General features: G+C 69.7%; 25 protein-coding genes. 13 read left to right on the top strand and 12 right to left on the bottom strand.

Going from position 1 to position 22,686, the window contains the following annotated elements; genetic code table 11:
* Window positions 1-93: 93 nt before the first annotated feature.
* From EV385_RS16165 to EV385_RS16155, 3 genes are all read left to right on the top strand, one after another.
* On the top strand, window positions 94-447 hold the full coding sequence (locus tag EV385_RS16165; RefSeq protein ID WP_130510207.1) for an STAS domain-containing protein: 354 nt from the start codon (window positions 94-96) through the stop codon (window positions 445-447).
* A 115-nt stretch (window positions 448-562) separates the two neighbouring features.
* Window positions 563-1,000 carry a large conductance mechanosensitive channel protein MscL gene (gene mscL, locus EV385_RS16160; RefSeq protein WP_130513351.1) on the top strand — a complete coding sequence of 146 codons (438 nt, stop codon included), beginning with the start codon at window positions 563-565 and terminating at the stop codon, window positions 998-1,000.
* 94 nt (window positions 1,001-1,094) lie between these two features.
* Complete coding sequence (locus tag EV385_RS16155) at window positions 1,095-1,319, top strand: hypothetical protein (RefSeq protein ID WP_130510206.1); 225 nt, start codon at window positions 1,095-1,097, stop codon at window positions 1,317-1,319.
* A gap of 7 nt (window positions 1,320-1,326) precedes the next feature.
* Here EV385_RS16155 and EV385_RS16150 read toward each other — a convergent pair whose 3' ends face one another.
* A complete protein-coding gene (locus EV385_RS16150; protein ID WP_130510205.1) occupies window positions 1,327-2,094 on the bottom strand; it encodes a zf-HC2 domain-containing protein in 768 nt (255 codons plus the stop codon).
* 53 nt (window positions 2,095-2,147) lie between these two features.
* A complete protein-coding gene (locus tag EV385_RS16145) occupies window positions 2,148-2,768 on the bottom strand; it encodes a CGNR zinc finger domain-containing protein (RefSeq protein ID WP_130510204.1) in 621 nt (206 codons plus the stop codon).
* Between the two features lie 164 nt (window positions 2,769-2,932).
* On the opposite strand from EV385_RS16145, the gene EV385_RS16140 reads away from it, so the two are divergent.
* Both EV385_RS16140 and EV385_RS16135 read left to right on the top strand, forming a co-directional pair.
* Window positions 2,933-3,730 carry a L,D-transpeptidase family protein gene (locus tag EV385_RS16140; RefSeq protein WP_130510203.1) on the top strand — a complete coding sequence of 266 codons (798 nt, stop codon included), beginning with the start codon at window positions 2,933-2,935 and terminating at the stop codon, window positions 3,728-3,730.
* A gap of 102 nt (window positions 3,731-3,832) precedes the next feature.
* Complete coding sequence (locus EV385_RS16135; RefSeq protein ID WP_130510202.1) at window positions 3,833-4,447, top strand: hypothetical protein; 615 nt, start codon at window positions 3,833-3,835, stop codon at window positions 4,445-4,447.
* Between the two features lie 12 nt (window positions 4,448-4,459).
* Here the strand turns inward: EV385_RS16135 and EV385_RS16130 are convergent, their stop codons facing one another.
* From EV385_RS16130 to EV385_RS16105, 6 genes are all read right to left on the bottom strand, one after another.
* Complete coding sequence (locus EV385_RS16130) at window positions 4,460-5,071, bottom strand: hypothetical protein (protein WP_130510201.1); 612 nt, start codon at window positions 5,069-5,071, stop codon at window positions 4,460-4,462.
* The gene (locus EV385_RS16125) at window positions 5,068-5,742 is read right to left on the bottom strand and encodes a hypothetical protein (protein ID WP_130510200.1); all 675 of its coding nucleotides are present in this window, start codon (window positions 5,740-5,742) and stop codon (window positions 5,068-5,070) included. The genes EV385_RS16130 and EV385_RS16125 overlap by 4 nt, the downstream gene beginning before the upstream one ends.
* A 53-nt stretch (window positions 5,743-5,795) precedes the next feature.
* On the bottom strand, window positions 5,796-7,043 hold the full coding sequence (locus tag EV385_RS16120; RefSeq protein ID WP_130510199.1) for an EAL domain-containing protein: 1,248 nt from the start codon (window positions 7,041-7,043) through the stop codon (window positions 5,796-5,798).
* 679 nt (window positions 7,044-7,722) lie between these two features.
* The gene (locus EV385_RS16115) at window positions 7,723-8,397 is read right to left on the bottom strand and encodes a 2'-5' RNA ligase family protein (protein ID WP_130510198.1); all 675 of its coding nucleotides are present in this window, start codon (window positions 8,395-8,397) and stop codon (window positions 7,723-7,725) included.
* Between the two features lie 27 nt (window positions 8,398-8,424).
* Complete coding sequence (locus tag EV385_RS16110) at window positions 8,425-8,811, bottom strand: hypothetical protein (RefSeq protein ID WP_130510197.1); 387 nt, start codon at window positions 8,809-8,811, stop codon at window positions 8,425-8,427.
* Between the two features lie 74 nt (window positions 8,812-8,885).
* The gene (locus EV385_RS16105) at window positions 8,886-9,587 is read right to left on the bottom strand and encodes a hypothetical protein (protein ID WP_130510196.1); all 702 of its coding nucleotides are present in this window, start codon (window positions 9,585-9,587) and stop codon (window positions 8,886-8,888) included.
* A 125-nt stretch (window positions 9,588-9,712) separates the two neighbouring features.
* On the opposite strand from EV385_RS16105, the gene bluB reads away from it, so the two are divergent.
* Complete coding sequence (gene bluB / locus EV385_RS16100) at window positions 9,713-10,339, top strand: 5,6-dimethylbenzimidazole synthase (RefSeq protein ID WP_130510195.1); 627 nt, start codon at window positions 9,713-9,715, stop codon at window positions 10,337-10,339.
* A 267-nt stretch (window positions 10,340-10,606) separates the two neighbouring features.
* Here bluB and EV385_RS16095 read toward each other — a convergent pair whose 3' ends face one another.
* A complete protein-coding gene (locus EV385_RS16095; protein WP_130510194.1) occupies window positions 10,607-10,957 on the bottom strand; it encodes a histone-like nucleoid-structuring protein Lsr2 in 351 nt (116 codons plus the stop codon).
* A gap of 412 nt (window positions 10,958-11,369) precedes the next feature.
* On the opposite strand from EV385_RS16095, the gene EV385_RS16090 reads away from it, so the two are divergent.
* The 3 genes from EV385_RS16090 (at window position 11,370) to EV385_RS16080 (ending at window position 15,185) form a co-directional block, all read left to right on the top strand.
* Entirely contained in the window at window positions 11,370-12,551 is a 1,182-nt protein-coding gene (locus tag EV385_RS16090; protein WP_130510193.1) for a cytochrome P450 family protein, read from the top strand.
* 260 nt (window positions 12,552-12,811) lie between these two features.
* Window positions 12,812-14,593: a substrate-binding domain-containing protein gene (locus EV385_RS16085; protein WP_130510192.1), complete on the top strand. Its 1,782-nt coding sequence runs from the start codon at window positions 12,812-12,814 to the stop codon at window positions 14,591-14,593.
* Window positions 14,594-14,633: 40 nt separating this feature from the next.
* On the top strand, window positions 14,634-15,185 hold the full coding sequence (locus EV385_RS16080) for a nucleoside/nucleotide kinase family protein (protein ID WP_130510191.1): 552 nt from the start codon (window positions 14,634-14,636) through the stop codon (window positions 15,183-15,185).
* Here EV385_RS16080 and EV385_RS16075 read toward each other — a convergent pair.
* Window positions 15,175-16,380: a globin domain-containing protein gene (locus tag EV385_RS16075; RefSeq protein WP_130510190.1), complete on the bottom strand. Its 1,206-nt coding sequence runs from the start codon at window positions 16,378-16,380 to the stop codon at window positions 15,175-15,177. The two genes, EV385_RS16080 and EV385_RS16075, sit on opposite strands and share 11 nt — an antisense overlap.
* Before the next feature lie 102 nt (window positions 16,381-16,482).
* Window positions 16,483-16,923, bottom strand: coding sequence for an Imm1 family immunity protein (locus EV385_RS16070; protein WP_130510189.1), 441 nt, complete (start codon window positions 16,921-16,923; stop codon window positions 16,483-16,485).
* 303 nt (window positions 16,924-17,226) lie between these two features.
* Here EV385_RS16070 and EV385_RS16065 point away from each other — a divergent pair, with 303 nt between their 5' ends.
* From EV385_RS16065 to EV385_RS16050, 4 genes are all read left to right on the top strand, one after another.
* Window positions 17,227-18,588 (top strand): NsdA family TPR-like regulatory protein, encoded by a 1,362-nt coding sequence (locus EV385_RS16065; RefSeq protein ID WP_130510188.1) that lies wholly within the window; start codon window positions 17,227-17,229, stop codon window positions 18,586-18,588.
* Between the two features lie 7 nt (window positions 18,589-18,595).
* Entirely contained in the window at window positions 18,596-19,483 is an 888-nt protein-coding gene (locus tag EV385_RS16060; RefSeq protein WP_130510187.1) for a phosphotransferase, read from the top strand.
* 304 nt (window positions 19,484-19,787) lie between these two features.
* Window positions 19,788-20,051 carry a hypothetical protein gene (locus tag EV385_RS16055; RefSeq protein ID WP_130510186.1) on the top strand — a complete coding sequence of 88 codons (264 nt, stop codon included), beginning with the start codon at window positions 19,788-19,790 and terminating at the stop codon, window positions 20,049-20,051.
* Window positions 20,052-20,196: 145 nt separating this feature from the next.
* The gene (locus EV385_RS16050; protein WP_130510185.1) at window positions 20,197-20,865 is read left to right on the top strand and encodes a peptidoglycan-binding domain-containing protein; all 669 of its coding nucleotides are present in this window, start codon (window positions 20,197-20,199) and stop codon (window positions 20,863-20,865) included.
* 56 nt (window positions 20,866-20,921) lie between these two features.
* On the opposite strand, the gene EV385_RS16045 is transcribed toward EV385_RS16050, so the two are convergent.
* Window positions 20,922-22,634, bottom strand: coding sequence for a glycerol-3-phosphate dehydrogenase/oxidase (locus EV385_RS16045; protein ID WP_130510184.1), 1,713 nt, complete (start codon window positions 22,632-22,634; stop codon window positions 20,922-20,924).
* Window positions 22,635-22,686 lie beyond the last annotated feature (52 nt).

The raw sequence follows: 22,686 nt of genomic DNA, 5'->3' as shown, positions 1-22,686 counted from the left end.
CGCCCGACACGGGTCGTTTACCGTTCGGACCGCTCCACTCGCACCCCAGCCCGACCCCGTGGAGTAGCGTCTCCACAAAATGCGGAGGTTGCGATGTCCCTGACGGTACGAACGGAAGAGCGGGGCGAGATGGTCGTCCTGTCGGTCGGTGGCGAGCTGGACATGGCCACCGCCCCGCAGCTACAGGACCAGATCACCGACCTCCTGGAGCGGGGCCACACCCGCCTGGTCTTCGATCTCGCCGAGGTGTCGTTCTGCGACTCCACCGGCCTGTCCGTCTTCGTCCGGGCCAAGAACAGCACCGACGACGCGGGCGGCACCGTACGGCTGGCCGCGCCGCAGCGCGGCGTGCTGCGCATCCTGGAGGTCAGCGGCCTGGTCGAGGTGCTGGGCACGTATCCGAGCGTGGACGAGGCCATCGCCGCCGAGGAACACGCGCTGGACTGAGCCCTAGCCCCTTCGCACGTCGACCCGATCGGCGTAGTTTGTCGCCGACCGGTCGCGGGCATCTGCTGGCATCGGTCGATCCCCCCGTCTCGATGCAGGAGTGCTCGTGAACAAGATGCTTCAGGGCTTCAAAGACTTCATCATGCGCGGCAACGTGGTCGACCTGGCGGTCGGCATCGTGATCGGCGCCGCCTTCACCGCCGTCGTGACCTCGTTCACCAACGGCTTCCTCAAGCCCCTGATCCAGCTCGCCAGTGGGGGCACCGGCGTCGACGCCGGGGTCGCGAAGGTTCGCGGTGTCGAGTTTGACTACGCCAGCTTCCTCAACGCGGTCATCACCTTCCTGCTCACCGCGGCGACGCTGTACTTCCTCGTCGTCTACCCGCTCAACCGGCTGGCCGAGCGGCGCAAGCGCGGCGAGGAGCCGCCGCCGTCGGCCCCCAGCGAAGAGGTCAGGCTGCTCACCGAGATCCGCGACGCCCTCGTGCAGGGCCGGGCGACTCAGGACGTAGCGCAGGACACGCCGCGCTGGGATCATCCCCCGAGGCGCTGACCGACCGGTCGCGGCGGGGCGAGCCGGCCCGGCCGGCAAGAAGATCACCCCAACCTCACCCCGTTCGAACGCATGTTCGATAGGGTGTGCCCTCATGGAGCAGCGGAAGCACTGGTGGAACGGCAAGTGGGGGCGCATCGCGCGCAAGGACGTCTACCTGCGTACGAGTGGCGACCAGTGGTATGTCGAGCAGCGTGCGGGCGGGGCGGACGGGGTGTCGCACTTCTTCGAGTACGACAGTGAGGAAGCCGCGTTGAACACGGTCCGCGCGCTGCTGGTCGGCACGGACGAATGGCGTGAACTGTCCGTCCGCCCGTGAACAGAGGTCAGGCCGCCGGGCGCTTCTGCGTGGCGGTGAGCGGACCGGGCGGGCGGGGCACCAGCCGCAGTCCCGGCCGGGCGGGCGGCGCCGCGGCGTCGTCGTCGGGCTCGAAGCGGGCCCGCCAGCCCGAGACGCCGCCACCGGCCCGCGCGCCGGGCGGGCCCACCGGCGCGGGGATCCGCGACAACCCCACGACCAGCAGATACCCGAGGATGACGAAGCCGTGGCTGACCAGCCGGGTGCCGTCGACGCGGCCGCCGCTCAGGTCGTTGACCGAGAGCAGCAGCAGCATCCCGACGAACGCGGTGAGCATCGGCACCAGCCCGGTCGGGCGCGACCGGCGCAGCGCGATGAACAGATATCCGGCGCCCACGGCCGCGTTCCAGGCGGCCGACTCGTGCCACAGGTGCCCCGGCGTCGCGTCGACCCCGGGGTGGACGTGGCCCACGCTGATGCCCCCGCCGATCTGCGCGAGGCCGAGGATGAGCTGCACCGCCCCGACCGCCGCCAGCGCGACGTACAGGACGGCGGCCCGGCTGAGCCGGGGAGCCCGCGCGGGCGGCGGCACGGCCGCCAGGATCGCTGCGCTCAGGTCGGGCACATCGACCGCCGCACCCGTACGGGTGAGCCGGTTGACCGCCGCCGCGTCGTCCAGCCAGCGGCGGCAGCCGGCGCAGCCGGCCAGATGTGCGTCGACCCGCGCGCGTTCGGCCGGATCGTCCTCGCCGTCCAGCTGTGCGGAGAGCATCTCGCGCCACCGTTCACACGCCATGCCCTGATAGTCGCCGCAGACGGCGGTCTGGTTCCCGGCGGCTCGCGATCGCGCTACCGCTCGGGGTGGGGGAGCTGGCTGCCACTCTCGCCGAGCAGCCGCTTGCGTTCCCGGAAGGCCCGCAGGTTGGCGGTGTTGCCGCAGGTGCTGACGTCGTGCCAGACGCCGCTGTTGTTGCGGGAGGTGTCGAAGAAGGCGACCCGGCAGTCGACGTTGTGGCACAGCTTGAGCCGGGGCCAGAGCCCGGCCTGCTGGGCCAGCAACGCCTCGGCCCACAGCGCGGAGGCCAGCCACCGGGTGCCCCGGCCGGCGGGCACCATGCGTACCCAGCCGTCCGCGTCGGGCACCAGGCTGACCGGCACGTCGGCGGGGGGCAGCGCGCCGTCGGGCTCGACCGTGCGGCGCCCCGCCAGCACGACTCCTTCGAACGTGCTGCGCAGGCGGCGCAACGAGCGCAGATCCGTGGACGAGAGCAGCAGGACGGGGGCGGGCAGGCTGGCGACCCGCGACCAGGTGGCGACGGCCTCGGTGAGCCAGCGCTGGGCGTCGTCCGCCGAGGCCAGCAGGTCCGGGCCGCAGGACATGGTGGCCCGGGTGTTCAGCAGGTCCTGCAGCAGGGCGAGACCGGCGGGAGCCTCACGCACGCCGTGCCGGGCGCTGGCCTTCCATGACATAACCGAAGCGTACTTGATTCTTTTGCCCGCCTTCGAAGTGCGGGATCCAGGACGGCCCAATTGTCGATTACGACGGAATTCGATGTGGGAGCGCGATCGGCGCTGATGTCAGACCATTCCCTCGATCAACTCCGCGCGTGGCGCAGGCCGGGTAGCCTCGGATCATGGTGTGGAGGATTCTCACGTCCACGGCGGCCGCCGCCGTGACGCTCACATTCGCGACCGCCTGCGACAACGGCGGTGGCACCGCGGCGGCTCCGGCCCCCGTACCGTCTGCGTCGGTGGCCGCGCCCACGACGTCGACCCCGCCCTCCACGCCCAGCCCGGCCGCGTCCGTGTCGGTGTCCACGCCGCCCAAGCCGGTCGGCAAGCTGCGCCGCGGCGACAAGGGCCCCGAAGTGGTGGCGCTGCAGCGGCGGCTCACCGAGCTCGGCTACTGGAACGGCAAGAAGGCGGACGGCACGTTCGGCGCCACCACCCAGCAGGGGGTGTTCGCCCTGCAGAAGGCCGCGGGCCTGGGCCGCGACGGCGTCGTCGGCCCCAAGACCGCCAAGGCGCTGGAGCGCGGCGTCCGGCCGACCGCCCGCAGCAAGACCGGCCACGTCATCGAGATCGACAAGAAGAAGCAGCTCCTGCTGGTCGTCCAGAACGGCGCGGTCACCGGGATCCTCAACACCTCGACCGGCTCGAACCAGAACTACGAGTACAAGGACAACACGTATCTGGCGCACACCCCGAGCGGGAAGTTCAAGGTGTACCGGCAGATCGACGGCTGGCGGCACGGCCCGCTCGGCCCGCTGTACCGGCCGAAGTACTTCAACGGCGGCATCGCGGTGCACGGGGCGTACAGCATCCCGCCGTACCCGGCGTCGCACGGGTGCGCCCGGGTCAGCATCCCGGCGATGGACTGGCTCTGGTCGAAAGACCACCTGGCGCCGAAGACCAAGATCTGGGTGTACTAGCTTCTGAATACTGCCCCTTTGGGCACGATTCTCACCGGGGGTCCTGGTTGACTCGATCCGACGCTGTCGGGTCCAGCGCCCGACCGGCCCCGGGGAGGATCGATGACCGCGCCCACCGATGACCAGCAGGCCGCCGAGCAGTACAACTACGGGTCCGCCTCCTGGCAGGGCGGCTTCGCGCAGGAGTCGCCGAGCTGGTGTTTCGCCGCCATCGAGAAGTCGGTCAAGAACTCGATGGGCGGCGCGGTCAAGGAACAGGCGGAGCGGGCGTACGAGGTGGCCGCGGCTCTGATCGCCATCGGGCTGCGCGACGATGACGCCCTTCCGCCGGGACTGCTCGACCAGATCCACTACATCGCGGCGGTCGAGGACGCCGACGGGCACAAGTCGGAGACCGAGCTGCGCCCGTACCTTGAGGTCAGCGCCGACCACGACCTGGCCGGGCTGCTGCAGCAGGTGTGGGGCGCGCCGAACTTCGACGACGTGGCACACGTCGCCGGTGGAGCGCTGACGGTGGACGACATGCGCGCCACGATCGACGCGAACGGCCTGATCGCGTACGGCGACCACCAGCACTGGCGGATCGTCTACGGCTACACCGTGAACGCCGACAGCAGCGTGCAGGCCTGGGTCTTCGACCCGTGGGGCGGCGGGTCGTACACGACGGAGGACTACGACGACGTCCGCGCCGCCACGCAGCTGAGCTACCGCTTCTGAGCTACCGCTTCCTCAGAAGTCGCTCAGGCCGTCCAGCCGTTCCACCGCGCAGGCCAGCAGCAGGCGGGGGTCGATCTCGGCGACGGCCTCCGCCACGTCGACGTCGTACGTTCCGGGGGCGGCGGGGCGGCGGCTGATCCGGCCGATCACGCGGCCGTCGTGCTCGAACTCGTACCGGACCGGGCCGGCGCGCAGCCACCGCATCAGGGCCGTCTCCCGCCGCTCGACCATGGTGGCGATCCGGCGCCCGGCCGCGTCGAACAACTGGGTGCGCTTGGGCGACACGACGCCGCCCCCGACGCGCAGGCGGCCGACCCGCGTACGCAGCCGGTGGTCGTGCACGTCGTAGGTCACGCTGACGAGCCGCGGCAACGACTGCCGCGGCCGGGACGTCCCCCAGGTGAGGACGAGCGCCGCCGCACGGTGTGACATCAGGCAGACCTTGATGCCGGCGTCCGGCACGTCCGGCGGCAGGTGCGGCAGCTGACGCCGGCTGCCCTTGTACACGCCGTAGACGACCTCCTCGCCGTCGGCCACGAGCAGCTCCTGCCCGCCCGGGGCCTCACGGGTCATGAAGGTGTACCGGCCCGCCAGCACGCCCGCCGGCCAGTGGGCGGGGTTCACTGGTGGCCCACCGAGTTCATCAGCTGGGTCGCGCAGGCCAGCACGAGCCGCGGGTCGATCCGGCCGCCGAGGCGGGCCACGTCCACCGCCAGGCCGACCGCCCCGTACACCCGGGCCACCCGCTGCCCGCCCGCCACCACGTGGTACTTGGGGTCGATGAACGGGACGGGACCGCCCAGCCAGGAGACCGCGGTCTCGGCCAGGTGCCCGACCCGGCGGTGCCCCGGGTCGTAGATGACCGTACGGGCCGGGTGCAGGAACCCGCCCCAACGCTCCAGGAAGCCGACGGGCGTGTTGTCCCGGGGATCGAAGACCTGGTAGCTGGCGGGCGTGAAGCGGTCGCCGCGCCGGGACTGCTCCGAGCGCTGCAGCTGGATCGTCAACAGGGGCCGCACCGGGTCGACGGCGCAGATGCTGAAGCCGACGGGCAGGTTCTGCCACCGCTCCCGCCGCTGCAGGACAGCGAGCCGGAACTGCCCCTTGACGTGAATCTCCAGGTATCTCGTCGGCTCGGTCGGTTCGATCTCGATCAGCTCGGCGGTGATCACCTCGAGGATGCCGTAGAAGACCTTCGCCGCCGTCGACGATCCGCCCACCTCGCGCACGCGCAGGGCGTACCGGCCGGTGAGCAGCTCTTCAGGCCAGTCCCGCCGCAGCGTATCGATGATCACGCGAGCGAGGGTAGCGACCGGGCTCCATGCGGAGCGTGCCCGAAAGGGCACACCTACGGGTGGGCGGGGACCGGCGACCGCTGCTCGCCGCGCCGGTAGTAGTCGCTCAGCTCGTTCACCGTGGTCGCCGCGCCGAAGTGCCAGCCCTGCCCGAGATCGACGCCGAGCCCTTCCAGCGCCGTCGCGTCCGCCTCGGTCTCGATGCCCTCGGCGACCAGCCGCGCCCCGGTGACCCCGGCGAGCTCCGCGAGCGCGTGCGTGACCACGCTGAGCACCGTGTCGTCGGCGATCCCGGCCACGATGCTGCGGTCCAGCTTGATGACATCCGGCGCCGTGATCACGATGTGCCGCAGGGACGAGAAGCCCGCACCGACATCGTCGATGGCGAGCTGCATGCCACGAGCCCGCAGCGGGGCCAGGGCCGCCTTGAGCGCGTCGTAGTCCTCCACCGGGTCGTGCTCGGAGAGTTCCAGCACCACCCGGTTTAGCGGCAGCCGGTCGAGGAACTCCCCGCACTCGCGGGTCAACACCGTCGACGGGGAGACGTTCATCGACACGTACCCGGAGACGTGCGGCAGATGGTCGGCCGCCCGCCGCAAGGCCAGCAGTTCGAGGCGGTGCCGCTCGCCGATCGAGTTCGCCTCGGCGAAGCACGCGTCCGGCGGCATCCGCCACTCCTGCGGGAAGCGGCTCAGCGCCTCCGCGCCCGTCCGCCGCCGGGTGGCCAGGTCGACGATGGGCTGCAACAGTACGGTCGGACCGCCGCCCGCGATCACGGGCACGATCCGGCGCTCGATCGCCGAGAGGCGCTCCTGCTCCCGCAGACCCGGCTCGATGATCACCGAAGCGGCCTGCGCCAGCACCTCCATCAGGGCCAGGTCACGGGGGCTGAGGCGGTCGTCCGGCGCGAGGCCGGCGGCGCAGAACGTGCCGTACACAGAGCCGTCGCTGAGCACCACTGGTACCGACACGAAGCTGCGGATGTGCGCCAGGCGGGCGCCCGGCAGCTCCATCGCCTCCGGGAACACCCGCATGTCCGGGATCACCGGTGGCAGACGGCCGTCCATGACCGCCTGGCAGAACGTCATCTCCACGGGATTGGTCATGCTGTGCTGCCCGGTCAGCGGCAGCGCCGAGTCCAGGATCTCGATGTGCTGATGGGTGCCGTCCATCCGGCTCAGGAAGGCGACGCTGAGCCCGAGCGCCTGCCGGGCCGTACGCAGCAGCTCCCCGACCTGGCGGTTCTCCGCGCTCCGCTCCCGCAGCGCCGTGAACTCCCCGGGTCCCGGATGCGTCAGCATCGGGGCCTCGAAGCCGGCTGCGCCGGAACACGGGCAAGGGGGGTGGGCATGCGTGGTACCTCCGAGGTGGTCGCGCTCTGTATCGGCAGTCCACGCGCAGAGTTGAGGGCTGGCTCACAATCCGCGTCCGCCAACGGCTCACCCAAGGGACCGGCAAGACCAAAATGGGACTTATGGCTCGAACATCGCAGCCCTCGCCGACGCAGGTGAAGAGAAATCTCCCCGAATCCCTCCCCACAAATGGACCTCCCCCGCACCACCAGACATCCGTGATCCTGGGCTCGTCGTAACGATGTGATGACGGCCTACTCCCCAGTCGGGGAGGACGGCAGGATGACGAAGGCGGTGGGAGGGTTGGCGGGAACCATCATCATCCTGATGACCACTGTCGTGGCGGTAATCGCAGGTAGCGCCTGTGGCTGGGCGCTGCGATCGGTCACTCAGTGGTGCCCATCGTGCGGGACGACCCTGGTGTGCGCAAACTGCGGCAAGCGCACCAGTCAAGTCTCGGCGCGACACCACCGCGACCGGACGAGCCGGGACGATCAATGGTGAGCGGCGGACACCCCGACTGGTGCGATCCGTCGGCTTGCACGATCGCCGCGCCACCCGCGCCGTGTGCGTTACTTCGATGCGCCTCCTCCGACGAGAAGCGCCGTGACCGCCGCCGAGGCGGCGGTCACGCACCGCCGGTCAGGGGAATCTGAGTGATCGCGTTCCAGGAGTAGGCACGCTGCCGCCGCTCGACCAGGACAACCGCGACATGTTTGACCGTGACAGCCACGGCTCCGACTGTGCTCAAACGTTCGACCGCAGCAATGGCGTGAGCCGCGCGCACATCAGAGTTGCAGTACGCCAGCGCAACATGCGGGCGGAAGTCCGAGTTCTTGACCTGAGCGGAAGGCGACACCGACAGTGTCGCTGCGCGAAGGGCGTCACGAAGACGCTGGACGGGTCCACGCGGAAATACGCTCAGACCAATCGCTCCCGGCGTACCCCCGAGTCCACCAATGTTGATGTCGAGGGGCGGAACTCCGCGACATGCCATGGTGGCGGCCGACGCGACCGCCCTCAGCACGTCGGGCGGGATCTCGCCTTCGAACGCTATCCGGTCGAGCGTCATGTGTAGTTCAGACGGTGGTGTGAAGTCGTAGTAGCGAAGAGCGGTTCGGTCTCGGCAGCGCTTTGCCAGGGCCCGCAGTTCGGTGCAGCCCTCGAACGTCAGGTACCAGCAATATGCCCGCCGACCACCGCCGCCAGCCCAGTGATCCCGTAGCTGTCGGATCTCCCGGAAACATCGGAGTTCCTCCGCCGCGACGGCTTCAGCCGTCAAGGTGCGGTCGGCGTCCTTCACCAGCCCGATCCCTTGCTGGCCAATGCGTCACTGACCGCCCGGATCTGATGCGTGTTGCCCCATCGCCACGTAGCCTGCCGAACGAGTTCCGCCATGCGTTGGCGCACCGCCACGATCGGCCGCCCGGCCGAGATGTCGATCGCGTCGATCGGCCAGGCGGCTGGCCCGGTCCAGGTCACCGGTGGCTGCGGATACCGCAGCGGCGGCTTGGTCGATCAGAACCAGGGAACGGGTCCACACTGATCCCGACCGCGTCACCTCGGGCATCGCCAGATTGACGTACCGATCGACGTCCTCAGCCATCCCCAACGACACATAGGCGGTGGCGGCATTGCTGGCCGTCTGCGCCGGGTTGTAGCAGCCGAAGGACACGCTGGACGGGAACCCGTCCGGGGCCTCGTTGCGGGCCAGCAAGTCGTACGCAGTGTCGACCGCGCGTCGGACGCCGTCGGTGTCACCAAGTTTGCCTCTCGCTCGCGCCACACCGTTCACCCCCAGTCGCACGCTCTGCGGACCGGAATTCGCGTACGCGAGCCCGTCCTGGGCGAAACACAGCGCAGCGTGATAGTCCTGGGCGTAGTACTCGCAGAGGCTCTGTAGGCCACGCACCCATGCTTGCCGGTCAGTCGCCCGAGCAAGATCACCGAGCTTGAAGGTTCCGCGCAGTACGCCCGCGCCAGGTGGAACGCGCCACGACCAAGGGCGAGATAGCCGAGCAGGCCGGAGGTACCCGCCGCGACGTCGAACAGCTGTTGACGCTGCCCAGGGTGGTTGCCTTGGTCAAGGAGTTCGATGATCAACATTCTTTGCGCCTCAAGTGCGGGACAGATCTCGGCATGATCGAACTGCTCGTACCGGGCCGTGACGTCGATGACCCGCTCACGGAGCTGATGGATGAGGTACGGATCGACCTCCCGATTGAGCCGATCGACGCGCCGCAACACCTCGACGAGGCGATCGTCCCGGCTGGCAACCGACGTGGTCGGCGTCTCATCCGCGACCAGTCCGGACACCTGGCACGGCCTAGCGTCGTCGGGGGTGGACCGAGGATTGAAGAAGCCGAGATCGAGCGCGTCGGCCAGTTCCCTGCGCGACATACATCTGCCTGGACGTACCGGCGATGGCAGTCTCCGCCGTGCGGCGGTGAGCAGCCCGTTGGGATGAACCGGCGCCTCGGCACGCTGCGACATGAGCGCTCTTTCCCGCCCACAAGAGCATGCCAGCCGGGACGGTCCGCTTCCAGCAGACAGGCGCGGTAGATCCGGTATGCATAGCTGGACCTGAATCCGCCGAGGAAGACTCTGGGAGTGTGCCGATGACCGGCCAGCTGTACGACGCCATCCACCAGCGCCGCGACGTACGGGGCGAGTTCACCGGCGCCCCGATCCCGGCCGGGGTCCTGGATCGGGTGCTGGCCGCCGCCCATGCCGCTCCCAGCGTCGGCCTGTCGCAACCCTGGGACTTCGTCCTGGTCCGCGACCGCGCACTACGGGAGGCGTTTCACGCTCACGTGCGGCAGGAGCGCGACGTCTTCGCGGCCGGACTGGCCGGGGAGCAGGCGGACCGGTTCTCCCGGATCAAGATCGACGGGGTGCTGGAGTCCACAATGTCGATCGTGGTCACCTACGACCCGGATCGCGGCAGCCCGGCCGTACTCGGCCGGCACGCCATCGCCGACGCGGGCCTGTACTCGGTGTGCCTGGCGATTCAGAACCTGTGGCTGGCGGCCACCGCCGAGCGGCTCGGCGTGGGATGGGTGTCGTTCTACCGCGAGGCGTACGTCCAGAAGCTGCTGGACATCCCGGCCGACATCCGACCCGTGGCCTGGCTGTGCCTCGGCCCGGTCACCCACCTCGAACGGGTGCCCGACCTGGAACGCCACGGCTGGCGGCAGCGCCGCCCCTGGCAGGACGCGATACATCACGACCGGTGGCAGCACTGAGGTATCCGCGCGGCCGTTTCACCCGTTCGAGGGCAGTCGGAGCGTCTTCCACTTCCGCATCTCGAAACCGGCCCTGAACCGACGCTTACCTGCGCGAATTGTGGACCGACGCAAGGATCTCGTCCCCGGCTATACGTTAGAGCAGTGTCAATGGCGTGTCATAACACGGAAAAGCCACGCACACGGCAAAGGCGGGAGCCCGGGCCGATCCTGGCCGAGGTCCCGCCTTTGCCGGGTACGGCACCCGCACATCGGCGGGCGCGCGGTTCACCGCTGGCTGTTGAACGCGTCCACCACCGAGGTCGGGATACGGCCGCGGTCGGACACGTCGTAACCGTTCTTGGAAGCCCACTCCCGGATCGCCTGGTTCTGCTCGCGGCTGGACCGGCTGGCCGGCACCAGGGCGCCACGCCGGCCACGGCCACGGTTGTCGATCTGGCTGCGGCCGACCCGCGTGCCCGCGGTGATATACGGCTCCAGCGCCTTACGAAGCTTCCCCGTGTTCCGGTCCGACAAATCGATGGTGTAGTTCACGCCGTCCAGCGCGAACTCCACCGTACGGTCCGCCTCGCCGCCATCAAGGTCATCGGTCAAAACGGTAACAATCTGCTTAGCCATGCTCTTATCACTCCACCGGACGGGCGTTACATGCTCAGGAAGAAACCTATTGCAGGCACCTTAGCGGTAACCGTCCCACACCGGCTCACAGGCCCCGGCGAACGTCCGATTTCTATTTCGTACGCATTGCGGTCAGGAGTCAATCCCGATGAGTTCCCGCCGCACCAGGCCGGAAATCGCGTGGCCAAATCCCCGATCGGCCGCGCGCTGCGGAGGGTCCCCGCCGGACCGCCGCCGCCCGGCCGTCCACGAGGGTCCGGCCGGAATCAGCCGGGGGCCCGGGTAGCGGGATCGGCACCGGGTGTGATTCCATATGCGGGAGGCCGGGCATCTTCCCCCGTGGATGCCCGGCCTTTCATGTCACTGCGCCGACTCATGTCACTGCGCCGACATGTGGGGGTGTGTGGGCGAGATGACGGCGGCACTGCCGGTCGACGCGGACTTCCTCCGCGATCCGTACCCGACGTATGAGCAGCTCAGAGTGCAGGCCCCGGTCTGTCGCGTGCGGCTGCCCGACGGCTCCCCCGTGTGGCTCGTGACCCGGTACTCCGACGTCCGCGCCGCACTCGCCGACCAACGGCTGTCGCTGGACAAGCGCAACGGCGACGGCAGCTGGCAGGGTTTCTCCCTGCCATCGGCATTGGACGCCAACCTGGGCAACATGGACCCGCCCGACCACACCCGGGTGCGGCGGCTGGTGTCCCAGGCGTTCACCCCGCGCCGGGTGGAGAGCCTGCGGCCCCGCATCCAGGAGACCGCCGACGCGCTCCTCGACGCGGCGGCGGCGCGGGGCTCCGCCGACCTCGTCCGCGACTACGCCGGCCCGCTGCCGGTGGCCGTCATCTGTGAGCTGCTGGGGGTTCCCGCGGCCGACCGCGACGAGTTCCGGTCCTGGACCGACACGATGATGACGCCGCCCGCACACGACCGTGCCGCCGCGGCGCGCGCGGTCGGCGCGATCCACGCGTACCTGGAGAAGCTGCTGGCGGCCAAGCGCGCCGAACCGGGCGACGACCTGCTGTCCGCGCTGATCGCCGTGCGCGACGACGGCGACCGGCTCAGCGAGCACGAGCTGACCTCCCTGGCGTTCCTGCTGCTGCTGGCCGGTTACGAGAACACGGTGCACGCCATCGGCACCGGCCTGTTGACCCTGCTGCGCCACCCGGAGGTGCTGGCCCAGGTCCGCGCCGACCCGGCACGGCTCACCGCGACGATCGAGGAACTGCTGCGGCTGGAGCCGCCCTCGCCCGTGGTGCTGCGGCGCTTCCCCGTCGAGGACCTCACGATCGGCGGGGTGCCGATCCCGCGCGGCGAGACGGTGCTGCTCGTGGTGGCCGCCGCCAACCGTGACCCCGCCGAGTTCCCCGCCCCGGAGGCGGTGGATCCGCAGCGCTCCGGTAGCCACCTGACCTTCGGGCACGGCATCCACTTCTGCCTGGCCGCGTCGCTGGCCCGCACGGAGTTGGACGTGGCCATCGGCACCGTGGTGCGCCGCTTTCCGGCGCTGCGGCTCGCCGTACCCGACGCGGAGCTTGGGTGGCGGCCGTCGTTCCGTACCCGAGGTCTGGCCTCGCTTCCGGTCCTGCTCACCTGATCGGGGGCCGCCGCACCCGTAGGCAGCGGCTGGCGGCGATTCTGCGCGCGCGCGGATTCGGACCCGCGTCGAGAGTGAGCTGATTCACCGATCCACAGTGGATCGTGTGACGAACAACGAGCGCCGACACACAGCGTCCAGGTCATTGATGGCGGTCTGCTATCTTCCGGCTGCGCCACGGTCCATTTCGCAGGTACGCAATCGACAGGATCCATCGGGACCGTTCGCGCCCGAGATCTGGACGAAGGCGGAATCAACAGATGGCGACCGTGATCGCGGCCTGGCCGGACGGTGACAGCGAATTGTTCGTCGCCGCACTGTGGTTCTCCGTCGGCGGCGCCGTACCGATCCTGCTGCTGCTGGGGGCGCTGGTGCTGCGCTCGATCCGCCGCCGGCGCCTCGGCCGGACGCGGCCCAGACTGCCCCGCGTCATCGTGCGCCGCCGGATCTTCGCCGCGTCCGTCGTCGTGCTCCTCGCGGCGGCGACCGGCGGCGCGGTCAGCTTGCTGCGGCACGACGGCGCACCCGGCGACGCGGTCGTCCCGGCCGCGCTGGCCTGCCCGGAGGCCGGTCTGCGGGTGGCCGCCGCGCCCGAGATCGCTCCGGTGATCCAGGCGGCGGCGCGCAAGGTCAACCCCGGTGGCGCGGACTGCGGCCCGATCACGGTCTGGGCGCAGACCCCGGCGGCGACACAGGCCGCGACGCCGAAACCGGACGTGTGGATCCCGTCGAGCAGCGCCTGGCTGCGCATCGCGGCGGCGGACGGCGCGCGGTACACCGCCGAGGGCACGCCGCTGGCGTTCTCCCCGATCGTCCTGGCCGCCTCCGCCGCCACGGCCGAGCAGTTCACCGTACGGGGTGAGGCCTCCTGGGCCGCCCTGGTCGACGGGGTCGCCAAGCACCGCATCGCCCGGGTGTCCATGGCGGACCCGCTGCGCGACACCACCGGCATCCTCGCCGTGTACGCGGTGCACCAGGCGATGGCCCGCACCACGAAGGACCCGGGAATCGCCCAACTGCGGGCGCTGACCCTGCGCAGCCGCCTGCAGAATCCGACCGCCGACCCGGCCGCGCTGCTGCACCAGGCGGCGACCGGCGCCGTCCAGGACATCGGGGTGGTGCCGACCACCGAGCAGCAGTTGTCCGCGTACCGGCGGGGCACGCACGCGGTGGAGCTCACCGGAATGGTTCCGGCCGACGGCCCGGCCGAGGCCGACTACCCGTACGCGATCTCGGCGACCGCCACCCACCGCGACCTGGCCGAGCGCCTGCGCGCGGCGATCGAGCCGGAGGCGCTCACCGCCGCCGGGTTCCGGGTGGCCGCGACGCCGCACGCCCTGCCCTTGCCGGGGCGGGTGGACGGCCTGCTCGGTCCCGCGTTGCAGTGGGCGCAGTACAGGACGCTGAAGTCCCAGGTGCTCGTGATGATCGACGGTTCGGGGTCGATGAACCAGAAGATCACCGACAAGGCCGGACAGAGCACCACGAAGGCCGCGCTGCTGCGCGAGACCGGCCTCAGCGTCAGCCAGCTCTTCGGCGACGACACCACGATCGGCCTGTGGCAGTTCGGCACGCCGACGGCGGCCAGCCCCGCCCACCAGGAGGTCATCCCGCTCGGCCCGATCACCGCGAAGGTCGGCGGCAAGACCCGCCGCGAGATCCTCAGCGGGGGCATCGCCGGTTACCGTCCCCTGCCGAACTCCGGAACTCCGCTGTTCCGGTCCGTGCTGGACGGCCAGGCGATGATGCGGGAACGCGCCGCGCCCGGCACGGTCACTCTCGTCGTGGTGCTCACCGACGGCAAGGACGAGCAGTCGCGGTTCGCGATGGATTCCGCCACGTTCGGCGAACAGCTGAAGGCGGCCAACGATCCGCGCCGCCCCGTACCGATCATCGCGGTGGGCTACGGCGCGAACGCGGACATGAACGCGCTGACCGCGATGGCCCGCACCACCGGCGGCACGGCCGTGGCGGCCACCGACCCGGCCGACGTGGCCGCGGCGATGGCCCAGGCGTTCCTCGCCGCGCACGCACCCAGCTGAGCCGCGCACGCCCCGCCGGGGGCTGTGGGACAGTGGGGCCGTGCTGGTGTTTCTGGTGACCGGGGCAACCGGCGCCGGCAAGTCCACCGTCGTGCGCGGGCTCCGCGACCGGGGCCACCGGGCGATCAGCCTCGACGCGGACCCACGGCTGTGCGCCTGGACCGACGCCGCCGGGCGGCGCGCCGTTCGGCCCGCCGCACCGGACGCAGCCTGGCTCGCCGCGCACCGGTGGAGCTGGGATCCGGCGCGCCTGGACGAGATCGTCGCCGCCGAGGTCGCGGGTGACGCGGGCCCGGCGGCATGGTTGTGCGGGTACGCGGCCAACGCGGCCGAGCTGGCCGACCGCTTCGACACCGTGTTCCTGCTCGACATCGACCTGGAGACGATGCGGCACCGGTTGCGCGACCGCGTCGGCAACGACTTCGGCCGTGCCGGTGCGACGGCGGAAGCCGCAGACACCTACTACCGGGAGTTCACGCACGCATGGCGCGGACGCGGCGCGGTGACCATCGACGCGAGCCGCGACGCTGGTGCGGTCATCGCACAGTTGCTGACCGCCTCCGGTGTGCCGCCGCGCTCGCTCAGGCGGTGAGCAGCTCCGGCCCGAACACCTCGTACGCGATCCGGTCGCCCGGCACCCCACGGCGCAGCAGCCCGGCACGGACGTGATTCATGAACGGCAACGGCCCGCAGAGGTGCACGTCGGCGCCCTCGGGCAGCGGGATGCGTTCGGGGTCGACCCGCCCGGAGTTCACCCGGGCGCCGGTGGCGATGTCGGCGTCGCCGTGCTCGTACCAGAGATCCAGCCGCAACCGGGGCATGGCCCGGCTGAGGGCGGGCAGGTGCCTGCGCAGCGGGTGCGCGGTGCCGGTGCGGTCGGCATGCACCAGCACCACGTCGCGGCCCGGGTCGCGGCGCGCGAGATCCTGCAACGCCGACATCGCCGGGGTGACCCCGATGCCCGCGCTGACCAGCAGTAGCGGACCGTCTCCGCCGACGCTGCTGACGTCACCGAACGGCGGGCTCAACCGCAGCCGGTCACCCACGCCGACCCGCTCGTGCAGGTACGTGGAGACGACGCCGTCCGGGCCGCCCGCGCGTGCGCGTACCCGCTTGACCGTGATCTGCCAGGTGGGCAGGCCGGGCGCTCCGGACAGGCTGTACTGGCGGATCTGCCGTCCCGCCCCGCCGCCGAGATCCACCGCGACGGAGACGTACTGTCCCGGCACGAACGTGCCCGCCGCCGACCCGTCCGACGGCGCGAGGGTCAGCGAGACGACGTCGTCTGCTTCGGCGGTCCGCTCGGCGACCTGCCAGTCGCGCCAGGCCTGAGCGGGGTCGTCCACCCCGGCGGCGTGGTAGAGCCGTGCCTCGCGGGCGACGAGTTCGCAGGCGAACAGCCAGTAGACCTCGTCCCAGGCGCGGGCGACCTCCGGGGTGACCGCGGCCCCGAGCACCTCGCCGACCGCGGCCATCAGGTGCCGGCCGACGATCGGGTACTGCGCGGGCGTGATGCCGAGCGACGCGTGCTTGTGCGCGATGCGGGTGGCGATCGGCTCCCACGGCACCGGGTCGTCGCCGAGGAGGTGTCGGGCGTAGCCGACGACGGCCGCCGCCAGCGCCTGCCGTTGCCGGCCGGTGGCCTGGTTCCCCCGGTTGAACAGGTTCAGCAGCTCGGGGTGTGCGGCGAACATCCGCGCGTAGAAGGCACCGGTGATCTCCTCGGCGTGGTCGCGGACGGCGGGCAGGGTCGCGCGGACGACGGCCGCTGATGTGGGGTTGAGCACAACACTCCTTGCGATCGGTGTACGCACGACGCTATGGACGCACAACTCATCGATCGAGGGACCAAAGTCCTGAGTCGACACGACGGCGGGAGATGTCCCTGATCAGGTTGCTGGGGACGGAACGGTTTGCCAGGCAAGGCACGTCGGTCGCTCGTTGGTGCGGATGAACTCGCGCGCAGCTTCTCGCGCCTTCATTCGACTGACTCGCAACGTTTCCGGCGTCTCCTCGGTAGGGAGATGCCCGTAGTCGAACTCGATCGCGTCGCCGTTCCACGGCTCCAGCTCAGGCTCAAAGCCGACGTTGTCGCCCGGACCCATCCAGAAAACTCGGTTACGTACGGGATGCCCAACGGTCATATGCAGGCCGCGCGCAACCCCATTCGCGTTCCTGCCATTCGTGATATCGACCACGAACACCCGGCCTTTCGGACCACGCTCGTTCTCGATCTGATCAAGCGCAGTATCGAGCTGCTCAATGTCCTCGACGAGGACGGACTTCTTTCCGTTGTCCCATCGGACCGTAAACGTTGTCAACAGGCTCAACCACCTTTCCGTTCCCCGGGTAGCTCTTCAAAAACATGTGCGCGTAGAACCCTCCGGTGATCACCGCTCGCGCACGCGGGCAGGATCGTCCGGAAGACGGCCGCTGACGTGGACGTGAGCACAACACCCCTTGTGAACGGTGTACGCCCGACGCCATGGGCGCACAGCTCCCCGATCGAGGGACCAAAGACAACCGGTGATGTCGCTGATCACTTTGCTTGACAGCTCCCGGTTCTCCCGACGCCCAACGTTGCCTACAGTGGAATCGCTGCCGAGTCCGAGGAACCAACCGGGAGGGTTGCCGTGCCGGCTGAGGTTGATCCTGCCTGGTGGCTGTCAGGTAGTTGGGAAGGGCAGCCACTTGCCAGCTTCCTGGAACTTCGAAATGTGCAGGTGATCTTTAGATTCCTGCACCGGAGGGGATTCTCGTACGGCGGAATCGGATCGCTCGTCGGCATCTCTGCCAGCCGGGCACTGGAGATCGAAAAGGGCTCACGTACGGTACGGGACTACGACGTCCTTGTCCGGATCGCTGATGGACTGCGGATTCCCAGGACCATGATGGGCCTGGGCAGCGCGCCCAGCAGTCCGGGCGGCATGGTTGCGCGGGATGACACCATGGCCGACCGTGGCGCCGCCACCTCGGGTCGCCACGATCATGGCGAGGTCACCCGAGGCACTCTCTCCGGCCTGCGAGAAGACCTGGACCAGGCGTTGACGTTGTCCACGACGTCGCCACGGCAACTCGATCTCATAGAGCAGGCGACCGCCGAGTACCTGCAGGAGTATCCGTCGAAGCCTGCCGCCGAGATGCTGATGCCGCTCGCAACAGAATGTCGCCAGATAGCGTCGCTGTCGCGGCGCCGACAACCGGCATCTGTGCAGGTGCGTCTGTCGAGCTCGGCCGCGTTGCTGGCGACAATGCTGGCCGACGCACTGATGCGTCTAGGCGATGCCACGGAGGCTCGAATGTGGTATCGGTCCGCCATTCTGGCGGCCGACGACAGTGGGCGATTGCCACTGCAGGTTCTCGTTCGCGCCCAGGCGGCGATGCTGCCGTACTACTTCGGCAACCCTGGTCAGACCGTGACCATGGCCGAGGCAGCCTTGGCCATTGCGACCCCGCCATCGCCATCGACCGTGCTGGCTGCGGCAGGCCGTGCTCGGGCGCTGGCGCGGCTCGGCCGACGGGACGAAGCCTGGGATGCCATCTGCCAATGCCAGCGGCTGTTCGATGAAGCCGGTGAGGATGACACCGACTCGGCATTCCACTTCCCGGCGAAGCGCCTGCTGTTCTATCTGTCCGGCACATACACCTGGCTGGCCGATACCGGAAACGCGTATCGCATTCAGGAGGAGGCTCTGCGGCTCTACGGTCCCGAGCCCGCCGTACCGCTTGATCCGGCCTTCATCAGGCTCGATGGGTCGATCTGCCAGGCACGTGAAGGGCACCCTGCCGAGGCCGCCACGACCGCACGGGCAGCCATCGCGGGCCTCCCTGCCGCGCAACGTACGGAGATCGTCCTCACTCGGGCGGAGCAGGTGATCGCCTCCCCTTCCAGACGCAACCGGCCCGCGGAGGTGGAGACGCTTTTGGACTATGTGCACGCCTGTCGTGAGCAGGCTCGTAGGCTTGTGAGCAACCGTGCCGCGCTCGAACCCTAGGAGCTCCATGTTTGTCGAGGAGCGAAGCCGCCCGGTGCTGTTCGAGGTGTGCCGCCTCCTGGGGTTACGCGCCTCCGACGCGGTTCTTCTCCGCCATCACAGCAACGCCGTATACGGGATCGATGACGTCGTCGTGAAGATCGCCCCGGGCGAGGTCGCCATGGGCCAGGTGCGTTCCGTAGTCGCGCTCGTCCGATGGCTGACCCGGTTGGGGTTCCCCACGGTGCCGCTCAGCCCTGCGTTGGCCCAACCCATCCGCGTCGCGGGACATGCCGTTACCGTCTGGGAGCGGCTGGACCCGGCTCACGACCGTCCCGTAACGACAGCGGAGCTGGGATCACTGCTTCATCGCCTTCATTCGCTGCCCCTCCCGGAAATTGACCTTCCCGACCTGCGGCCCCTCGAAAGCATTCATCGCTCACTGACCCTCTCCGAGATTCTCGACGAGGACGCCCGCGCGTTTCTCTTCGGTCGACTTGAGTCGTTGGGCAAGTCCTGGTCGGAGATGACATTTCCGCGGGGCAACAGCCTCATCCAGACCGATCCGCAGACCAGAAATGCGCTACGCAGGCTCGATGGGACCCCGGTGCTGGCGGACTGGGACGGGGCTGGTGTGGGACCACGCGAATGGGATATCGCCACCATCGCCGTCCATTGCCGTCGCTTCGGATTGCCCGGGGCGGCATCGTTCGCTGACTTCACCGACACATACGGGTGGTGGGACGTCGAATCATGGGAAAGCTTCGAATCCTTGTGCCGCCTTCGTGAACTTCAGATGATCGCAACCAACGCCCGCAAATGCCGACCCGGCACGTCGGCAGCGGCCGAGGTCCTTCGTCGTGTCGAGGGCCTGCAAGCGGACGCCTACGACATGACGGGCTGGCGGATCCTCTGACGAGTGAGCAGGCAAAGCGGCCTGATCCCAGGTGAGGTCCATCGTGGGTTCCCACGATGGGTCTGTTCTTGTGACCGATGGAGGGCAATCCTGTTGAGCGCCAACAGCTCGCATTCCATACACGGAACGGACTCATCGGGATGGCGTTCGTACTTCTGGCTTGCCTGCCCCTCGTTGCCCTGGCGTCATTCTGGCTGGGCAGGGGCGCGAGTGAGCACTGCCAACTCTGCGGACTTCTGCTCGCCACCCAGGTCGGCCAGCTGAAAGCGCCCACCGCCGACGCCGCATCGGCCAGGGAGAATGAATGACGCCGATCGCCGGACCGAACCACGAGGATGTCGACTTCATCCCACGTTCGTTTGCGCTGGTCCTCTCCGCACGGTCGCGGCCTGCCACCCCGCTCGTCGTGGCATGGGGAATGACGCTGCCAGACGGTTCCGTTATCACGGTCGGCTGGAGCGAAGGCTCCACCAACACACTGTCGATTTGCGGCAGCCCGGCACGAGCCGCTTGGCTGTACGGCGCCACGCTGGCTTGGGTGGATGAGCGCGGCGGGCAGCGGCGATAGCGCGAGGGGAGCCGGACCGTGTGGGCGGTCCCGTGCCGCCTTCTGCGAGGGAGGACGGCCGTGCCCTCGTGGCCGCCCTTTCGTGCGGGAGCGACCCCGCCCGCGCGTAGCACCCTGAGCGCACCCCACAACCGAGGAGGCGCACATGTCCGGCGAGGTCTACCTGAGGCGGGGTGACTCAGGGGATTACGTGGAGCAGGTTCAGCAACGGCTGACGGAGCTGGGATTCTCGACCGGCGGCGTGGACCGCGACTACGGCCGCAAGACGGTCGAGGCCGTGCAGGCGTTCCAGGCGACGTACCAGTTGGAGATCACCGGCCAGGTGGACGAGTCCACCTGGGGAATGCTCTTCTCCAGCCACGAGGGGCAGAACATCGCCGCAGACGACCCGACCGACGTCGCGACCGCCGACCGGTTCGTGGAGCTCTGCCTGCACCAGGTCAACGACCGGTACGTCCTCGGCACGAACGCGGACGAGAACAACCCGGACGAGGACGAGTTCGACTGCGCGGAACTGATCTCCTGGGCCTGTGCCCGGCTCGGGGTCGAGTTCCCCAGCTACTCGGTGTCGCAGATCGACGCGTCGCACCACGCCGGGCTCGGCCTGTCCGTCTCGGAGGCCGCCTCGGTCCGTGGCGCGCTGCTGTTCCGCCGCGCCGGCCACAACGGTTCGCAGTACAACCACGTCGCGGTGTCGCTGGGCACCGGCGACGAGACCATCGAGGCGATGGGCCGCGCGCACGGCGTAGCGGTGGGCGAGATCGGCAACCGCTTCACCGACGGCGGCTACATCCCCGGCATCCAGTACCACTGAATGCGGTCAGCGCGCGGCGGGTGCGGGCGAACCCGCACGCACCGCGCGCCGCCGGATCAGCCCGTGACGAGCAGTTCGGGGGCGCCCAGCCGTGCCAGCTCGGCGGTTGCGTCGTCGGGCTGCTCCTGCGCGGCGCGTTCCGCCTCGACCCGCTGCAGGTAGTGCGCGACCTCCCGGTCGAGCTGCTCCGGGCTCCAGCCGAGCACCTCGGCCATGATGGCCCCGGCCGCCCGCGCCGCCGTGGTGCCCCGGTCGAACGTCTCGATGGAGATCCGGGTACGCCGGGTCAGCACGTCCTCCAGGTGCCGGGCGTCCTCGTGCAGCGCCGCGTACGCGACCTCCGCGCGCAGGTAGGAGTCCGCGCCCTCCAGCGGCTGCCCCAGGCTCGGGTCCTCCCGCACGAGGGTGAGCACCTCGTCGGTGAGGGTGCCGTACCGGCGCAGCAGATGCTCCACCTGGGACACGTGCAACCCCAGCTCGGCGGCGAGCGCGTTGCGCTGGTTGCGCATCGCCACGAACCCGTCCGCGCCGACCAGCGGCACCTGGTCGGTGCAGCAGCGCGGCACGGTCCGGTTCAGTCCGCGTACGGCGGCGTCCACGGCGTCGGCCGCCATCACCCGGTACGTGGTGAACTTGCCGCCCGCCACGACGACGAGCCCCGGCGCCGGGCTGGCGACGGTGTGTTCGCGCGACAGCTTGGCGGTCAGCTCGGATTCGCCGGACAGCAGCGGGCGCAGCCCGGCGTAGACACCCTGCACGTCGTCGCGGGTCAGCGGCGTGACGAGGACCTTGTTCACCTCTTCCAGGAGGTAGTCGACGTCGCGGCTGGACGCGGCGGGGTGGTCCTTGTCGAGGTCCCAGTCGGTGTCCGTGGTGCCGATGATCCAGTGCTGGTCCCACGGGATGACGAACAGCACGCTGGTCGCGGTGCGCAGGATCAACCCCGTCGAGGACTGTACGCGGTCGCGCGGCACGACGAGGTGGATGCCCTTGGAGGCGCGCACGTTGAACGGCTTGCGCTCGCTGACGAGGTCCTGCACGTCGTCGGTCCACACCCCGGTGGCGTTGATGACCTGCTTGGCGCGGATCTCGACGATCCGGTCGTGCTCCAGGTCCTGCACCCGCACGCCGGTGACCCGGGCACCGTCGCGCAGGAAGCCGACGACCCGGGCCCGGGACGCGGCGTGCGCCCCGTACGCGACCGCGGTGCGCACCAGGAACATCGTGAAGCGGGCGTCGTCCATCTGCGCGTCGTAGTACTGGATGCCGCCGATCAGCGACTCGGGGCGCAGCGACGGGCATTCCCGCAATGCGGCGCGACGGGACAGGTGCCGGTGCCGGGGAAGGCCGCGGGCGTGGCCGCTGGAGATGCCCATGGTGTCGTAGAGCATCACCCCGGCGCCCGCGTACAGGCGCTCCCAGCCACGGTGTTCGAGGGGGTAGAGGAACGACACCGGGCGCACCAGGTGCGGGGCGAGCTTCTGCACCAGCAGGCCGCGTTCCCGCAGCGCCTCCCGGACCAACCCGAAGTCGAGCATCTCCAGGTAGCGCAGTCCACCGTGGATGAGCTTGCTGGAACGGCTGGAGGTGCCGCTGGCCCAGTCGCGGGCCTCCAGCACACCGACGGAGAGCCCGCGGGTCGCGGCGTCCAGGGCGGCACCGGCCCCGACGACCCCGCCGCCGACGACGAGCACGTCGAGTTCCTCACCGCTGGTCATCGCGGCCATCGCCGCGTCGCGGCGCTGCGGTGACAAAGTTCCGGTACGCATGGGTGTTTCCTTTCGTGGTCTTCGGACGCGACGGTCCGCGAGGGGGCTCGTG

The organism is Krasilnikovia cinnamomea (assembly GCF_004217545.1).
Lineage (GTDB): Bacteria > Actinomycetota > Actinomycetes > Mycobacteriales > Micromonosporaceae > Actinoplanes > Actinoplanes cinnamomeus.
Note: the sequence above shows the minus strand (reverse complement) of the source record. Positions and strands in the feature narration are given on the sequence as shown.

Excerpts from the sequence above, each read along its gene's own strand:
- EV385_RS16055 (WP_130510186.1), top strand. The coding sequence starts at position 19,788 with ATGACGCCGATCGCCGGACCGAACCACGAGGATGTCGACTTCATCCCA.
- EV385_RS16095 (WP_130510194.1), bottom strand. The coding sequence starts at position 10,957 with ATGGCTAAGCAGATTGTTACCGTTTTGACCGATGACCTTGATGGCGGC.
- EV385_RS16150 (WP_130510205.1), bottom strand. The coding sequence starts at position 2,094 with ATGGCGTGTGAACGGTGGCGCGAGATGCTCTCCGCACAGCTGGACGGC.
- EV385_RS16085 (WP_130510192.1), top strand. The coding sequence starts at position 12,812 with ATGGCGACCGTGATCGCGGCCTGGCCGGACGGTGACAGCGAATTGTTC.
- EV385_RS16165 (WP_130510207.1), top strand. The coding sequence starts at position 94 with ATGTCCCTGACGGTACGAACGGAAGAGCGGGGCGAGATGGTCGTCCTG.
- EV385_RS16090 (WP_130510193.1), top strand. The coding sequence starts at position 11,370 with ATGACGGCGGCACTGCCGGTCGACGCGGACTTCCTCCGCGATCCGTAC.
- EV385_RS16155 (WP_130510206.1), top strand. The coding sequence starts at position 1,095 with ATGGAGCAGCGGAAGCACTGGTGGAACGGCAAGTGGGGGCGCATCGCG.
- EV385_RS16105 (WP_130510196.1), bottom strand. The coding sequence starts at position 9,587 with ATGTCGCAGCGTGCCGAGGCGCCGGTTCATCCCAACGGGCTGCTCACC.
- bluB (WP_130510195.1), top strand. The coding sequence starts at position 9,713 with ATGACCGGCCAGCTGTACGACGCCATCCACCAGCGCCGCGACGTACGG.
- EV385_RS16120 (WP_130510199.1), bottom strand. The coding sequence starts at position 7,043 with ATGCTGACGCATCCGGGACCCGGGGAGTTCACGGCGCTGCGGGAGCGG.
- EV385_RS16135 (WP_130510202.1), top strand. The coding sequence starts at position 3,833 with ATGACCGCGCCCACCGATGACCAGCAGGCCGCCGAGCAGTACAACTAC.
- EV385_RS16145 (WP_130510204.1), bottom strand. The coding sequence starts at position 2,768 with ATGTCATGGAAGGCCAGCGCCCGGCACGGCGTGCGTGAGGCTCCCGCC.
- EV385_RS16140 (WP_130510203.1), top strand. The coding sequence starts at position 2,933 with ATGGTGTGGAGGATTCTCACGTCCACGGCGGCCGCCGCCGTGACGCTC.
- EV385_RS16060 (WP_130510187.1), top strand. The coding sequence starts at position 18,596 with ATGTTTGTCGAGGAGCGAAGCCGCCCGGTGCTGTTCGAGGTGTGCCGC.
- EV385_RS16050 (WP_130510185.1), top strand. The coding sequence starts at position 20,197 with ATGTCCGGCGAGGTCTACCTGAGGCGGGGTGACTCAGGGGATTACGTG.
- mscL (WP_130513351.1), top strand. The coding sequence starts at position 563 with ATGCTTCAGGGCTTCAAAGACTTCATCATGCGCGGCAACGTGGTCGAC.
- EV385_RS16045 (WP_130510184.1), bottom strand. The coding sequence starts at position 22,634 with ATGCGTACCGGAACTTTGTCACCGCAGCGCCGCGACGCGGCGATGGCC.